This window comes from Streptomyces sp. NL15-2K, from assembly GCF_030551255.1.
Classification (GTDB): domain Bacteria; phylum Actinomycetota; class Actinomycetes; order Streptomycetales; family Streptomycetaceae; genus Streptomyces.
Genome location: NZ_CP130630.1, coordinates 1,106,489 through 1,121,173, shown reverse-complemented (window position 1 = coordinate 1,121,173; position 14,685 = coordinate 1,106,489). Strand labels below are relative to the sequence as shown.

At 70.4% G+C, this 14,685-nt stretch carries 17 protein-coding genes; 4 read left to right on the top strand and 13 right to left on the bottom strand.

The genetic code is table 11. The features are described from left to right. Window positions 1–28: 28 nt before the first annotated feature. Genes Q4V64_RS04725 through Q4V64_RS04695 form a run of 7 tightly spaced genes read right to left on the bottom strand, consistent with a single transcriptional unit; the run spans window position 29 to window position 7,391 of the window. Complete coding sequence (locus tag Q4V64_RS04725) at window positions 29–1,441, bottom strand: NADH-quinone oxidoreductase subunit N (RefSeq protein ID WP_124437307.1); 1,413 nt, start codon at window positions 1,439–1,441, stop codon at window positions 29–31. Continuing rightward, the gene (locus Q4V64_RS04720) at window positions 1,438–2,943 is read right to left on the bottom strand and encodes an NADH-quinone oxidoreductase subunit M (RefSeq protein ID WP_124437306.1); all 1,506 of its coding nucleotides are present in this window, start codon (window positions 2,941–2,943) and stop codon (window positions 1,438–1,440) included. The genes Q4V64_RS04725 and Q4V64_RS04720 overlap by 4 nt, the downstream gene beginning before the upstream one ends. 4 nt (window positions 2,944–2,947) lie before the next feature. Further along, window positions 2,948–4,798 carry a proton-conducting transporter membrane subunit gene (locus tag Q4V64_RS04715; protein WP_124437305.1) on the bottom strand — a complete coding sequence of 617 codons (1,851 nt, stop codon included), beginning with the start codon at window positions 4,796–4,798 and terminating at the stop codon, window positions 2,948–2,950. Beyond that, on the bottom strand, window positions 4,795–5,100 hold the full coding sequence (nuoK, locus tag Q4V64_RS04710) for an NADH-quinone oxidoreductase subunit NuoK (protein ID WP_124437304.1): 306 nt from the start codon (window positions 5,098–5,100) through the stop codon (window positions 4,795–4,797). Before nuoK ends, Q4V64_RS04715 begins: the two co-directional genes overlap by 4 nt. Then, window positions 5,097–5,657, bottom strand: a complete 561-nt coding sequence (locus tag Q4V64_RS04705) for an NADH-quinone oxidoreductase subunit J (RefSeq protein WP_124437303.1) — start codon at window positions 5,655–5,657, stop codon at window positions 5,097–5,099. Before Q4V64_RS04705 ends, nuoK begins: the two co-directional genes overlap by 4 nt. 23 nt (window positions 5,658–5,680) lie before the next feature. Then, window positions 5,681–6,625, bottom strand: a complete 945-nt coding sequence (locus Q4V64_RS04700) for an NADH-quinone oxidoreductase subunit H (RefSeq protein ID WP_124437302.1) — start codon at window positions 6,623–6,625, stop codon at window positions 5,681–5,683. Beyond that, window positions 6,618–7,391, bottom strand: coding sequence for a hypothetical protein (locus tag Q4V64_RS04695; RefSeq protein ID WP_303708995.1), 774 nt, complete (start codon window positions 7,389–7,391; stop codon window positions 6,618–6,620). The genes Q4V64_RS04700 and Q4V64_RS04695 overlap by 8 nt, the downstream gene beginning before the upstream one ends. A 30-nt stretch (window positions 7,392–7,421) precedes the next feature. Here Q4V64_RS04695 and Q4V64_RS04690 point away from each other — a divergent pair, with 30 nt between their 5' ends. Beyond that, window positions 7,422–7,622 carry a hypothetical protein gene (locus Q4V64_RS04690; protein ID WP_303708993.1) on the top strand — a complete coding sequence of 67 codons (201 nt, stop codon included), beginning with the start codon at window positions 7,422–7,424 and terminating at the stop codon, window positions 7,620–7,622. A gap of 365 nt (window positions 7,623–7,987) precedes the next feature. On the opposite strand, the gene Q4V64_RS04685 is transcribed toward Q4V64_RS04690, so the two are convergent. Together Q4V64_RS04685 and Q4V64_RS04680 are read right to left on the bottom strand one after the other, a co-directional pair. Then, on the bottom strand, window positions 7,988–8,344 hold the full coding sequence (locus Q4V64_RS04685) for an NADH-quinone oxidoreductase subunit A (RefSeq protein WP_253266691.1): 357 nt from the start codon (window positions 8,342–8,344) through the stop codon (window positions 7,988–7,990). A gap of 160 nt (window positions 8,345–8,504) precedes the next feature. Continuing rightward, window positions 8,505–9,041, bottom strand: a complete 537-nt coding sequence (locus Q4V64_RS04680; protein ID WP_124437300.1) for a DUF4396 domain-containing protein — start codon at window positions 9,039–9,041, stop codon at window positions 8,505–8,507. 220 nt (window positions 9,042–9,261) lie between these two features. Here Q4V64_RS04680 and Q4V64_RS04675 point away from each other — a divergent pair, with 220 nt between their 5' ends. The 3 genes from Q4V64_RS04675 to Q4V64_RS04665 all read left to right on the top strand — a co-directional run bounded on the left by Q4V64_RS04675 (window position 9,262) and on the right by Q4V64_RS04665 (window position 12,093). Beyond that, complete coding sequence (locus Q4V64_RS04675) at window positions 9,262–9,978, top strand: DUF5134 domain-containing protein (RefSeq protein WP_124437299.1); 717 nt, start codon at window positions 9,262–9,264, stop codon at window positions 9,976–9,978. 73 nt (window positions 9,979–10,051) lie between these two features. After that, entirely contained in the window at window positions 10,052–10,453 is a 402-nt protein-coding gene (locus Q4V64_RS04670; protein WP_172628981.1) for a hypothetical protein, read from the top strand. Window positions 10,454–10,530: 77 nt separating this feature from the next. Next, entirely contained in the window at window positions 10,531–12,093 is a 1,563-nt protein-coding gene (locus tag Q4V64_RS04665; RefSeq protein ID WP_124437298.1) for a multicopper oxidase family protein, read from the top strand. 81 nt (window positions 12,094–12,174) lie between these two features. Here Q4V64_RS04665 and Q4V64_RS04660 read toward each other — a convergent pair whose 3' ends face one another. The 4 genes from Q4V64_RS04660 to Q4V64_RS04645 form a co-directional block, all read right to left on the bottom strand. Beyond that, a complete protein-coding gene (locus tag Q4V64_RS04660; protein ID WP_124437297.1) occupies window positions 12,175–13,032 on the bottom strand; it encodes a F510_1955 family glycosylhydrolase in 858 nt (285 codons plus the stop codon). A gap of 34 nt (window positions 13,033–13,066) precedes the next feature. Continuing rightward, entirely contained in the window at window positions 13,067–13,258 is a 192-nt protein-coding gene (locus Q4V64_RS04655; protein WP_124437296.1) for a hypothetical protein, read from the bottom strand. A gap of 115 nt (window positions 13,259–13,373) precedes the next feature. Then, window positions 13,374–14,288 (bottom strand): M56 family metallopeptidase, encoded by a 915-nt coding sequence (locus Q4V64_RS04650; RefSeq protein WP_124437295.1) that lies wholly within the window; start codon window positions 14,286–14,288, stop codon window positions 13,374–13,376. After that, window positions 14,285–14,653, bottom strand: a complete 369-nt coding sequence (locus Q4V64_RS04645) for a BlaI/MecI/CopY family transcriptional regulator (RefSeq protein WP_124437294.1) — start codon at window positions 14,651–14,653, stop codon at window positions 14,285–14,287. Before Q4V64_RS04645 ends, Q4V64_RS04650 begins: the two co-directional genes overlap by 4 nt. Between the last annotated feature and the right edge of the window lie 32 nt (window positions 14,654–14,685).

Genomic DNA, 14,685 nt, shown 5'->3' with positions numbered 1-14,685 from the left:
GGGCGGCGTGCGCACACACCTCGCAGCCTCAGATCGGCGCAGTGAGAACGTCCAGTACAGGCCCGCCGGCGATCCCGAGACCGAGCGAGACCGCCGTAGCGGCGTACGCGACGACACGCGCCGTACGGTCCCCTTCGGCAGGCTGCGGGGAGCCGCCCCGGGAGACCGCGGGCACGATCCAGCGCAGGTAGTAGAAGAGGGACGCCGCGGTGTTGACGGCCGCGAGAACTGCAAGCCAGGCATAGCCGCCGTCGAAGGCGGCGCTGAAGACTTCGAGTTTGCCGAGGAAGACCGAGGTCGGCGGCGTGCCGACGAGTCCCAGCAGGCAGATGACGAGGCTCGCGGCCAGCAGCGGGTGCTCCCTGGCGAGCCCTCGGTAGTCGTCGAGGCTGTGGGCACGGGGGAGGGCGCAGACGACGGCGAAGGCGCCGAGGTTGGTGACGGTGTACGCCGCGAGGTAGTACAGCAGTGCCTGCTGCGCGAGGTCCGCTCGGCCGGCGACCGCGATGGGCATCAGCAGATATCCGACCTGACTGATCGTCGAGTACGCGAGCAGCCGTTTGACGTCCTGCTGGAAGAAGGCGGCCAGGTTCCCGAGCGTCATGGACGCGGCCGCGAGTACGGCCACGAGCGCGGGCCACGGCAGCGTGCTGTCCGCGAAGACGACGTCGCCGAGGCGGAAGAGCGCGGCGAGTGCCCCGATCTTCGGGACGGTGGTGAGGAGCGCCGCCACCGGCGGGCTGCTGCCCTGTACGGCGTCGGGCACCCAGAAGTGCGCGGGGACGCCACCGGCCTTGAACAACACGCCTGCCAGAAGCCCGGTCGAACCGGCGGCGAGCAGTGCCTCGGGCGCGTCGCGGAACGCCTCCCCGAGCAGGGGATACGAGGTGGCGCGCCCGGTCGCGTACAGAACCGTGATGCCTGTCAGCATCAGGACGCCCAACAGGGCGCCGAACACGTAGTACTTGAGGGCTGCCTCGGTTCCCGGTCCGTCCTTGCGGAAACCGGCGAGCGTGTAGGCGGGGATGCTCGCCAGCAGGTACCCGGCGGCGAGCAGGAGCAGGTCCTGGGTGCCGGCCATCATCAGCGCGCCGAGCGCCGCCAGCTGCACCAGGACGTAGAACTCGGTCTCCCGTGGATCCCCTCGCATCGGACGGAAGGAGACTCCGAGGACGAGAAGTGTGCCGCCGAGGACGACGATCCGGGACGTGCTCGTCACCGGGTCGACGGTGAAGGCCTCGCCGAAGGCGGTCGTGGCGGGTTCCGCGGCGGCCACCGACGCGGCGACGATCCCGGCCACGCACGCCACCGCCGCCGACAGACCCACGATCCACTGCCGGGCGCGGGGCAGCCAGGAGCCGAGCAGCAGCCCGAGTACCGCAGAGGCGGCCAGCAGCACCTCGGGGAGGAGGTCGAGCGGGTTCTCGTTCATCTCGGTCATCGGGCGAGCAACTCCAGGAGGGACCGGGAGGCGGGCTCGATCACGTCGAGCAGGAAGCGCGGCGCCACCCCGAGGACGACGGCCAGGACCAGGAGCGGGACGACGGCCAGGCTCTCGTGCACACGGATGTCGGGGAACGCCCGGGGCGTGCCCGGGGCGTCCGGCAGGCGCAACGGCCCCGTGAACACCTGACGCAGCGCACGCAGGAACAGTCCGGCGGTGAGCAGGATGCCGAGCACCGACAGGGCCGTGGCCACGGGCCGTGGTCCGAGGCTTCCGGTGAAGATCTGGAACTCGGCGATGAAGCCGGAGAATCCCGGCAGCCCGAGCGAGGCGAAGGCCGCGACGTCGGTCATGGCGGCGAACGCGGGTGCCACGGCGGCGACTCCGGAGTAGGAGCCCATGTCGTACGTCCTCCCGCGCTCGTACAGCACCCCGGCGAGCAGGAACAGCGCTCCCGTGAGCAGCCCGTGGCTGACCATCTGCGTCACCGCCCCGGTGACGGCGAGGGAGCGGGCCTGCTCGGAGCTGTCCGCCGTCGCGGCGGCCGCGCCGACCGCGAGCACGACATAGCCCATGTGGTTCACGGAGGTGTAGGCGACCATCCGCTTGAAGTCGCTCTGGGCGAGGGCGACCAGGGCGCCGTGGAGGATCGAGACAACGCCGACGACGACCAGGACGAGGGCGTAGCGGCGCCAGACTTCCGGCAGCATCGGCATCGCGATGCGGACGAAACCGTAGGTGCCCATCTTCAGCAGCACCCCGGCCAGGATCGCCGAACCGGCGGCGGGCGCCTCGACGTGGGCCGGCGGCAGCCACGTGTGGAACGGCACCGTCGGGGTCTTGACCGCCAGGCCGATCACCACGGCGAGCAGTACCAGGGCGCCGTAGACGGAGCGCCCGGCGAGCGGGTTCTGTTCGGTCAGGTCGACCATGTCGAAGGTGTGCGGCGACGCGGCGAGGTACAGGCCGATGAAGCCGAGCAGCAGGGCGAGCGAACCGATGAAGGTGTAGAGGAAGAACTTCAGCGCGGCGCGGGCCGCCTGCCGGTGGCCCCAGCCGGCGATGACGAAGTACATCGCCACGATGGAGAGGTCGAAGAAGACGAAGAAAAGGATCAGGTCGAGGGCCGCGAACAGGCCCAGACAGGTGGTCTCCAGGAAGAGGAACAACGCGGCGAACTCGCGGATACGGCGGCTCTCGCGCAGGGAGTACAGCGCGCAGGCCAGGAACAGCAGGCAGGTGAGGGCGAGCAGTGGCAGGGACAGTCCGTCCACGCCGACGTGGTAGCCGACGCCGGCGCTGGGAATCCAGCGGGCGCGCTCCTCGTACTGCATGCCGGCGTGCGAGTCGTAACCGACCCACATGGCGATGACCAGGGCGAGTTCGACGGCCGATGCCACCACCCAGACGACACGGAACACCGCCGGCGTCGTACGACGGGGGAGGGCGAACAGCAGCAGGGCGACAGCCGTGGGCACGAAGACGAGGGCGGTCAGCAAGGGGTCACCTCACGAGGACGAGCACGACGGCGAGGACGGTGAAGGCGGCGACGGCCTGGGCGAGGTACTGGTGCAGCTGGCCGGTCTGCGGGCGGCGGGCCGAGCGGCCGAGCGCGCGCGTCCCGGCGGCGAGCGCGGTCACCGAGCCGTCGACGGCACGCTCCACCACGCCGTCCGTCCAGCGGGCGAATCGAACGGCGACCGTGGCCGAACCGTCGACGGCCCGGTCCAGGACCCGGTCGTCGAACGCGGCGGCAGCGCGAGCGAGCCGCATCACAGGGGCGACAAGGAGGCGGTGGGCGGCGCGCTCAAGGTGCAGCCAGTCCAGGAGAGCCGACTTCGCACTTCCTGGGAGGGCCAGCGGACGGGATCCCCAGGCCCACGTGGCCGCGCCGGCCAGCAGAGCAAGAGCCCCCGAAAGCACGAACTCCCACGGGAGCGGGACGGTTTGCCCCGGTGCCGCGAGGACGCGCCCGACGCTGTCACGCAGCGGAGGAAAGGCCAACGGCGTCAACGCGACGCACGCGAGGGCGAGCAGGACGAGCGGCGGCACCACACCGCCCGGGACACGGCGGCCATCGGGTCGCGGCACCACCGGGCGCTGCCAGACGTACCACAGGGCCTTGGCACTGTAGACGGCCGACAGAAGGGCGGCGGCCAGGCCGACGGCGTACAGCCAGGGGCTGCTCTCCAGGGCTCCCGCGAGGAGGACGTCCTTGGCGGCCCACAGCGAGAGCGGCGGGACCCCGGCCAGGGAGAGTGCGGCCACGGTGAAGGCCACGCCGACCGTCCGGTTGCGGCGGGCGGCACCGAGCAACTCGGGAAGCCGCTGAGTGCCCAGTGCGGTGAGCCAGGCGCCCGCGCCGAGGAAGAGCAGGCTCTTCGCCGCCGCGTGGGCGATGAGCTGGAGCGTGCCGCCGGAGGGCGCGTCGGCACCCGCGGCCAGCACCATGAAGCCGATCTGCGCACAACTCGACGCGGCGAGCAGTTGCTTGAGGTCGGTCTGTGCCGTGGCGACGAGACCGAGGCAGAGTGCGGTGGCGGCGCCCGTCCACGCGACCAGGTCATCGCCCCAGCCGGAGGCGTCCAGCAGGGGGCCGGTCCGCAGGAGCAGGTACGCCCCGGCGACGACCATCGTCGCCGAGTGCAGCAGTGCCGAGACCGGGCTCGGGCCTTGCATGGCCTTCGACAGCCAGAAGCTGAAGGGAAGTTGGGCGGATTTGCCCAAGGCGGCCGCGATGACGCCCGCGGTGACGAAGGACAGCCACGGGTCGTCGGCCCGCGCGAGGCCATCGAGCGAGAGTGTCGGGTCGTGACCGGCCGCGAGGGCCGCGCCGGCCGCCAGGTAGAGGCCGAGATCCGCCGTGCGGGTGGTGAGGAACGCCGTGTCGGCCGCGCTCGTACGCCGCGGGTCCCGCCACCAGTAGCCGATCAGGGCCCACGAGGTGGCGCCCATGACCTCCCAGCCCATGAGCAGGACCGGAAGGGTGGCTGCGGTCACCGTGGCCAGCATGCTCCCGGCGAAGAGCAGCATCAGTCCGAAGAAGCGCGCCCGCGCCTCGCGCGCCCCGAACTCGACGGCGCTGAACAGGAGGACAGCCAACGTGACCCCGCAGACCGTGACCGCCAGCACCCCCGACAGGCCGTCCACCGTGAACTCCACCGGCAGTCCGTCGAGGAACGGCGCCGACACGGACGGATGGCGAAAGGCCGCGGAGACGGCCAGCCCCAAGGCCGCGGCCGTCACCGTGAGTGCCACACCCGGTGCCATACGATCGGCCCGCCGCCCCGCCACCAGAAGCAGCGCTCCGACACCGAGCGGCAGGGTGACCAGCACCCACAGCAGGCCGCTCACTCCTTCAACTCCGCCGCCATGTCGGTCATGTCGACTTCCCGTGACCGGAACAGGGCGGTGACGACGGCGAATCCGATCGCCATCTCCAGGGCCATCGCCGTGACCGCGAGAACGATCAGAACCTGCCCGTCGGCCGCCGCCGGGGCGATGTAGTGCCAGACGGCCGCCGCGGCCAGGATGACCCCGCCCAGCATCAGTTCCAGGCCCATCATCAGCATCACGATCGACTGCTGGGTGAGTGCCCCGAACAGCCCGACGCAGAACAGCGCGGCGGCAAGCAGCAGAAACAGTTCCAGACTCACCGGCCGACACCGCCTCGTACGGGATCGTCCGCCCGTCCCGCCCGCAGATCGTCGCCGAGCCGGTCGTACCGTCCCCGCCGGGTGGCCAGCACCACCGTGGCGACGATCGTCGCGAACAGCGCCATGCCCAGCGTCATCATGGTCAGCATCTGCGGACCCATGAGGGACATGCCGAGTTCCATGGTCGGATCGGTGGGTGCCTTCCCTCGCCGAGCGGGCCAGGGAGCGAACAGGATCCCGGCCGCCAGGAGCAGGAAGACGAGGCCGCAGACGACGGCCGCCCCCTTCTTGTTGTGCATCATCGTCATCGGCATGAGTCCGGCCGGGTCCATCATGTACATCACCATGAAGACCGCCATGATGGCCATCTCGATGGTCATCATCAGCACGATGACGATGCCCAGGTAGTCGAGGCCCAGCAGCACGACGAGGCCGCCCACGCACAGCAGCGAGGTCAGCAGGGAGAACGTCGCCCGGGCCATGGAGTCGAAGCGGAACACCATCACGCCGCTGACGACCGCGAGGACGGCCGCCACCGAGAAGACCGCGACATCCATTGACGTACGACACCTCGCTCTCGTTATCGATTCAGGATCACTACGGCCACGGCAAGGGCCTGCACGATGGCCAGCGGGGTCAACACGACCCAGGTCAGCTCCAGATAGCGGTCCATGCGCAGGGTCGGAACCCGGTGGCGGAACCAGACCAGGAAGGCCAGTACGGCCGCTGTCTTGAGCACGGTCCATGCCCAGCCGGGCAGCAGCGGCCCGTGCCCGCCGCCCAGGAAGAGCGGCACGCTGAAGGCGGCGGCCACGACCAGCAGCAGCCACCGGCCGCCGAGGAAGAGCACGCGGTCCGCGCCGGACAACTCGGCGGCCGCGCCACCGGCCACGTCCCGCCCGGCGGGCTGGTCGAACGGCCCCCAGAACGCCATCGCCATGGCACTCAGCAGATAGATCCCGAAAGCCGCCGGCATCCACACCGCGAACCACAACCCGGCCTGGGCGTCGACGACTTCCCCCACCCGCAGCGACTCCGCCCCGAGCGCGGCCGTGGTGATCGCGAGCATGTGCGGCAGCTCGTACGCCAGCCCCTGTGCCAGGAACCGGTACCCGCCGATCAGCGAGAGCGTCGAGTTCGGCCCCCAGCCCGCCAGCCACACCGCCGCCCAGGCCAGCGCCTCCATCGCGTTGAACCAGACGATTCCCTCCGGCAGATCGGAGACCGACCGGAAGCCGAGCGGCAGTACGACGGCGGCGAGGACGGCCGCGACGGGAAGGAGAGCCGCTCCGATCCGGGCCAGCGGAACGTCGGACGCCCGGGTCCGTCGCGGCTGTTGCACGAGCAGTCGCAGCACCTCGCGGCCGGGCTCCGTCGCGCGGCCGGCCATCTCGCGCAAGGACCCTGACTGTCCCTTCCGCGCGCCGGCCGCGAGAACGGCGTCGATACCCGCCGTCACCAGGGCCACCGCCAGCAGGAGAGCCGGCAGGACGAAGACCGCCCACAGCGGGGCGCGTTCAGCCATGAGCCGCTCCCGTCACCGGCACAGGCGCGAGTTCGTCGAGATCCGGGTCCAGGCTCGCGACGATGACGCGCGCGCAGGCGAACTCGGTGCCCTCCAACAGACCTGGCAGGGCGTTCAGCAGCGGCCGAGAGGGCGGCGCCGGTCCGTCGATCCGGCCGCGAGGCCCGACGGCTTCCGCTGCGTCCACCACGTCGGTGTCGTCACAGGCGGCCGCACTCCGCCCCACCGCGTCGAGCCACACGAGCATCCGGCTGTACGCGTCGCCGTCGGCGACGAGGGCGGGCCCGGTGACCCCGAGGTGGCGTGCGTGCTCGGCGGACAGAGGCCCCAGCCCGGCGGTCATCCACCGCAGGGCTCGCGATCGCTCGGCCCGGCGGATCAAAGGACGTACGAGAGCGGAGAGTTCAGCGGCGTCAGCCCCGGCCAGCGCGCTGTCCCGCACGCGCCGGGCGCGGGCAGCCATGGCGGCCCACCCCGCCACCGCGAAGAACCTTCCCAGGCTGTCCAGGTGCGCCGCGCACAACCGCCGCGCCGCGTCGCCGCGGGGCACGCGCTCACCCGCTACGGCACGGAGCCACGGCTCGTCCCAGAAGGGCGGATGCGGGGACGCGGGAAGCGCGGACTCGACACCGACCTGCTGGACGACGTCGCCCTGCAGGGCCAGACGCAGGACCAGCCCCGCGGGCCAGTCCACGAGGGCGGGGCCCAACGGCACGTGCAGCCGGTCGAGTCGCAGCCCGTCCCTGTCATCGGCGCGCTCGGCCATGGGCAATCCGTCCACGACACCGCCCATGTCGTGCCCGGCATGATCGTGATGCTCGCCGTGCATGTCGTGGCCGTTGCGCGTCTCGTGCCCGCCATGGTCTTCATGCCCGTCATGCTCGCCATGGTCTTCGTGTTCGCTGTGCCCGCCATGGCCTTCATGCCCGCCATGTTCGCCGTGCCCGCCACGGCCATCATGCCCGTCATGCCCACCGTGGCCTTCATGACCAGCTGAGTCGTCGTGGCCGCCAGGGGCGGCGCCGTGGTGTGAGTGACTCTCGCCCCCTTGGCGGTGAGGCGTTCCGTCCCGGAGTGCGGCAAGTCCACGATCGAGGACCGTGGCGACCTCTTCGGCGTTCGTCACCAGTACTCGGGCCTTCGGGGCGGACATGGCGCGCCACAGATTCACGACCCAGTCCTGACCGTCTGCGTCGCCAGTGCCCAGGACCACGAGGAGGTCGGCCTCCGCGGGAGCGCTGACACAGGGCCACCCTCGACGAACGAGCTCCGCTTCGGCGGCCAGCCGTTCCCGCGTGGCTCCCGGAGCCACGGCGAGCAGAACTCCTGGTCGTGACACGGCCGTTCGTGCGAGCCGACGTCTCAGTTCCACCGGAACGCCCCCTCCCGCCAGGCGTAGCCGACTCCCGCCAGCAGGATGCCGAGGAAGAGGAACATCTCGACGACCGCGGTCGTGCCGACGGCCGAGACGACCCTCGTCCACGGATACATGAACAGCATCTCCATGTCGAAGGCGAGAAAGACCATGGTGACCGGGTACCAGCGGACATGGAACCGGGAGAGCGGGTGCTCCTGCGGTTCCAGTCCGCCGCTGAACGGCCCGGTGGACAGCGGCTCGCGGACCGCCCTCACGGCGACGGAGAGAGCGTGGAGCAGCACGACGGCCCCGGTGACCAGTATCAGAAGGACCAGGATCGGTTGCCAGTCAGACGTCTGCACGGAGCCCCTTTCCACCGGTCGCCCTCGACGGTTACCACGCCAGGGAGCATGTCAGTCAGGTTCGGAATACGGCACGTGCGACACCGTCGGCAGACGAGGCCCCGCTCCAATGTGCAGAACTGCTAAGTAGATTAGATGATGACCGTAGCCTATAAGAGAGTCAGTGATAGGCGTGGACTACCGCGTGGCCCTTCCCGCGGCCGATCATCCACTTGTTCACGGGCGTGGTGATCAGGAAAGCGACCGCGAACCCGCCCAGGAGGGCCGACCAGAACAGCCCGTCGGAGAGGTGAGCGTCCATCGCGCCCGGGGTGAGGGCGATGATGGCGTTGTCGACGAACTCCATCACGGCGATGGACACGGTGTCGGCGGCGAGCGCCACCTTGATCGCGGTCTTGAAGTCCAGGCCGGCCCGGCGCACGGCGAACAGCGTGAACGAGTAGCCGAACAGGAACGCGAGCGTGATCGCGAGGATCATGGTCGGCACATTGCCCCACATCAGTGCGGTGCCGATCGCCATGCCGAGGATCTCGCCGATGGCACACCCCGTCAGGCAGTGCAGCGTCGCCTTCGCCGCCATGGGCCAGGACACTCTCCCGTGCCCGCCGTGAGACATGGCGTGGTCGGCGTGACCATGGTGGCCCTCGTGGGTGGCCTGGTCGTGCGCGGAGCCGGTGTGGTGCGCGCTGTGGTCCATGACTTCCATCCCCATTCTCGTGCCCAAGGTGGCCCGTCCACCGAGCCCGTGGCCATGAAGATATACCCCTAGGGGGTATAAGACAAGAGAGGGTGACTCCGTACTCCTCCCACTCCTCGCGCGCACCCTGAGTCGTATCGCCGACTACTGCGTACTAAGCAGGTACGTAGTAGTCGACGATCGGCGAGCCGGAGTACCGGTTCCCGTGAAGGGTGGCGACGTGACGGGACACGTCCTGGGTTGGGTGCTGGTCGTCCTGGGCGCCGGAGTGGCTGCCGGGAACCTCGTCCGTATGGCATTGGTCAGAGGCTGGGCGAGGTTCGAGGCGGGGGCCGAGGTCGTGATGGGCGCCGGAATGGCCGTGATGGCGGCGCCTCCGACAGCGGCCTTTTACGGCACGTACGGCGTCTGGTGGGCGGCGGCGTTCGGACTGCTCTGTCTCGGCGGTGTCGCCCTGTCCGTCCGGCATGCGACCCGGCAGGGTCTGCGTCAACTGCACCATGGCGCCCACCTCGTGATCGGCAGCGCCGCCATGGTGCTGATGACCCTGGCCATGCCCGGATCGGGATCGGAGCCCATGCTCGCGCTGGCCGGCTCGTCCGGACACGGCCATGGGCACGGGGCCATGGCCGGGATGGGGGGTATGGGTGCTCACGGTGGGGCTCAGGCCACTGCCGTCTCGGGCTCCGCGGAGGCCTGGCGTGCGACCTTCTGGGTGCTGGCCGCGTACTTCCTGGTTCATATGGCTCTGGTGGTACGCGCGCGGAGGCGGGACGGCGCGGCCGGTGCGTCCGCGGTCGAAGGGGAGGCCCGCACGGCACGTCACCGCCGGGCACCTCGTCATCCCACGGTCCTCTCGGCGCCGAACGTGCGGCTGGCCGGTCACGTCGGCATGGGCGGATCGATGGCGACGATGCTGCTGATGATGACCGCGTGATGCCGTCGGGTACCCCCTGGGGGTAGGATGCCCCTCGGCGGCGAGCAAGCACAGACAGCACAAGTGGGTGCGCATGACGAGTCGGTCGGATGGCGGCGGCATAACCGCCCGCTGGGCGTACGGGGTGTTGCTCACCTTGTGCGCCGCACTGGCCGTCCTCGTCCACCACGAGATATCCACGACCGAGGTCCCGTCGATGCGGGGGGCCGCCCACGCCCTCCACGTGACTGCGGCGCAGGCCCAGCAGGCCGTACCTGAACCCTCCGTGCACGGCGCCGACGTCGGTGGCTGCGCCATGCCGAGCATGCAGCACTGCACCACGGCGAGCGTCGACTCCGTGCAGCTCGCCGCTCCCGGCCAGAGCGAGTTCGTCCCGCTCACACACCTGCGGCAGTCCGCGGTCGGCTGCGCACCCGCGGCTGCGGTCGGCCGTGCCCCGCCCGATCTGTCCGTCCTCTCGCAACTGCGCATATAGGCCGCGCCGGACGGCGCGCGATGTGCCGTCCCCTCCGCGACCACATCGGCAGTTTCGACAACAGAGGACACCACACAGTGCACAGCATCGATCGCCGCTCCCTTCTCCTCGCCGGACTGGGTGTGACCGGATCCGGCGTGCTCAGCGCCTGCGGCAGCGGCTCCAGTTCCCCCGACCCCGCCCTCGTCAACCCTTCCGGCTCCGCGGTCGCCGCCACCGAGAAGAAGCGGACCAGCACCGGACGGCAGCAGAGGCTCACCCTCACCGCGGCACCGGCGATGATCGATCTGGGCGGCGGCGTCATGGCCAGGACCTGGGCCTTCGACGGACGCACCCCGGGCAGGGAGGTCCGCCTCTCCGTCGGTGACACCCTGGTCGCCGAGTTGTCCAACCAGCTTCCGAACAAGACGGCCACGTCGATCCACTGGCACGGCATGGCGCTGCGCAACGACATGGACGGAGTGCCGCCCGCCACGCAGACCGCCGTCCGTGCCGGCTCCGCGTTCACCTACAGGTTCGTCGCCGACGCCCCGGGCACGTACTTCTTCCACCCGCACGTCGGAGTTCAGCTCGACCGCGGCCTGTACGCCCCGCTGATCGTCGAGGACCCCAAGGAGACGCTCGACTACGACGACGAATGGGTCGTCCTGCTGGACGACTGGGTCGACGGCGTCACCGGCACCCCCGACGAGGTCTTCGCCGAACTCGAGCACGGCATGGGCGACATGGGCGGGATGCACATGGGAGGGATGGACATGGGGGACTCCGCCACGCCCTCCGCCTCCTCGGGCGGCATGTCGATGAAGTTCATGCTCATGGGCGCCGAGAGCGACCTGCTCGGCGGCGACGCCGGCGACGTGAAGTACCCCCACCATCTGATCAACGGCCGGGTGGCGACAGACCCGGACGTCTACACCGGCAAGCCCGGCAGGAAGGTGCGGTTGCGGATCATCAACGCTGGGGGAGACACCGCCTACCGGGTGGCCCTCGGCGATCACAAGCTGACCATCACGCACACCGACGGCTTCCCGGTCCGGCATCAGGAGGTGGACGCCCTGCTGGTCGGCATGGGTGAGCGGTACGACGTCCTCGTCACCCTGGACGACGGAGTCTTCCCCCTCGTCGCCCTGGCCGAGGGCAAGAACGCGAACGGACTCGCCCTGGTGCGCACAGGGGCGGGGAGCAAGCCGTCCGCGACCGTCCGCCCGAAGGAGCTCGACGGCCTGATCATGAGCGCGGCCGAGCTGCGTGCCGCTGACGACGTACGACTCACGTCCGCCAAGACCGACGTCACGCACCGGATCAAGCTGACCGGCGGCATGGACAAATACGACTGGGCCATCAATGGCAAGCCGTTCGACATGAACCACCCCGAGGCGAACCCGCTCCTCGTCGAGGAGGGCGGGCGGGTCCGGCTCGACTTCGTCAACGACACCGAGATGTGGCACCCGATGCACCTGCACGGCCACACGTACCAGCTCGGTGGTTCCGGTCCGCGCAAGGACACCGCGATCGTGCTGCCCAAGAGGACACTGTCCGCCTTCTTCGACGCGGACAACCCGGGGCAGTGGATGCTGCACTGCCACAACGCGTACCACGGCGAGGCCGGGATGATGGCGAACGTGGCCTATCGGGTCTGAGCCACTCGCGTCCCTCTGCCGGGGTCCACCAACTGCTGTCAGCTGGTGGACCCCGCAGCCGCGGGGCGGTGGTGTCCGCATTCAGGAAGCGAGCGGCGCGAGCTCGACGAACCTCTTCCCGCCGTCGTGGGACTCGTACACACCGTCCTGCGTCGCGGCGAGGATGCGGTCGGCGGTTACGGCAGTGAGCGCCTGGGGCTGTCCGCCGGGCACGGTCGCGCGTGGTGTCCATGTCCTGCCGCCGTCCTCGCTGCGGCTCAGGCGCCCCGACATGTCGATGGCGAACAGGGACTCCTTCGCCGGCCAGGAGACAAACGCCTGCACCGGGTCGGAGGCTTCGCCGAAGGTGCGCCCGCCGTCGGTGCTGGCTACCACTCCCTCGGCCGTGGTGGCCAGCAGTGTGTCCCCCGCCGGGCTCACTGCCAGGTCGAGCGCCGCCAACGAGGCCCGGTCGTCCCAGGCCTTGAGGTCGCTGCTGACCCGGATCCGTCCGCCTTCGTATCCGTAGACCGTTCCCTCGGCCGACTCCAGGGAGTGGAAGTCGGCCTGCCCTTCCAGCGAGCGGACCGACCACGTCCGGCCCGCGTCCTTGCTCTCGATCAGGCCGAGGTTGCCCGGCCGGCCGCTGCCCTCGGCTCCGTGGCCGCTGGCGATGAAGGTGTTCTCGCCGGTCACGGTGAAGCCCATGAAGTCGTCCTCGCGGTCACCGACGAGCTTCGGCTGCTGTCCCTCCGCGACCGTGTACAGGCCGTCGTGGGTCGCGACGTACACGCCGCCGTCGGCCGAACCGACGCCGAGGCCATGTACGTGAGACAGCGCCCGGCCCTCAGCCCCTCCGCCCGTGTCGGCCGGCCCGCCTGCGCAGGCGGCGAGGAGCAGGATGGCGCAGGCGGTGCTCGCGGCGGTGCGGAGCGTGCGGGCAGGCGGGCGTGCGGTCACGGAAGTTCCTTGGGCGGTACGGGAGTCGGTGCTCTCAGGGCCGGGAGGCGGCGAAGAAGGGCATGGAGTCCAGCGGGACGATCTCGACGTTCTTGCCGGTGCGCGGCGCGTGGATGGCCTTGCCGTTGCCGCTCTGCGTCGGCAGGAGGCTGACGGCGCCGACGGCCATGCCGAGCGTGGCGATCCGGGTGCGACTGGGCGGCTTCGGCCGGCGGTGCGTTCCCATGCGCGGGCGACTCCTCTGCGGGGCTACGTTAGAACTTAGTACCTTAGTAGTTTGTATCGCAAGTGAGTTCGCATCGCAGGAGCCTCACACGGGTCGACTGAATACGGGACGGCGGTCAGCCGAGGACAGGCGGGGGGCAGGCGAAGAGCAGCGGCAGCAGCGGAACGGCCACGGCCGAGGCGGCCACAGACCCCCAGAAGGCAGGATGAGGTGCCTCGCGAGGGCCGAGAACCCGCTTCAGACGGATCACGACCGTGTGCCCACCGCCGGCGATCGCGCCCTTCGGCGTGCGCGCCGCCGCCATCTCGTACATCGCGGTCGCCAGTGCCTGGTCGGAGTGGCTGCGCAGCGCGCGGTCGTCCGCGATCATCTCCAGCAGCAGCGCTGTCTGCTCCCGGGCGTGGCGGGCCAGGGGAAGCCGACGGAAGACCGTGTGGAACGCCTCCACGGCGGCCAGGGCCAGATGGTGGCGGCCGGCGATGTGGGCCTGTTCATGCTCCAGTACGGCGGCGAGTTGCTCGGACGTCAGCTCGCGCACCGCCGCGTCGCTGACCACGACCCTCGGGTGGCGGCCGGGCAGGCAGTAGGCGGCGGGAACCTCGTACGGCAGGACGGTGGCGCTCAGCCGGGCCGAGTGGCGGCCCACCAGATCCACTGCCTCCCGGTGCCGTGCCCGTGCGCGACGGGCTCGTACGACGTGGAAGAGGAAACTCGAGGCCAGAACGCCCCCGACCGTGACCGGCAGGGCGACGGCCAGTCGGCCCACGGCTTCGGGGCCGGAGCCGCTCGCACCGATGTCCACTCCGCACGAGTGCAGCAGGCCCAGCAGCCCCGGGTGCAGGTGCTCGGTCGGCATCGCGAGGTTGTACACGGTGAGCGCCGCCCCGATCGAGAAGGAGACCGCCAGGGCGTGCCAGAGGCCGGCGGCCAGGGCGGGTGCCCGGTGCGGCCAGCGGGCGCGCAGGACCAGGTACGGGGCGACGAAACCCACCGCCGCCGTATAACCGGCCAGGACGGGGGCCGCGTTCACGACTTGGCCTGTCGTCCCACGGTTCGCAGGGCCTGGCGCAGGGCGGCCACCTCTTCCTCGGACATGTTCTCGACGAAGTGGACCAGCGCGGCCGGACGGTCCTTGCTCTCTCCCAAGCCGTCCTCCATGAGTGCGGCGGCGTAAGCCTCACGGCTGCGCACCGGCGAGTACAGCCAGGCGCGGCCTTGCTTGCCCCGCAGCAACCAGCCCTTGGTGTAGAGGATGTTGGTGACGGTCATCACCGTGGTGTAGGCGACGGGACGGGTTTCGTTGATGTCGTCGACGATCTCGCGCACCGTCGCCGGACGGTTCCACGTCCAGAGGCGGTCCATGATCTCCGCCTCCAGGTCCCCCAGCCGTCGCATGGCCCTGACTCCCCTTCGCCTTCGGATGCGTA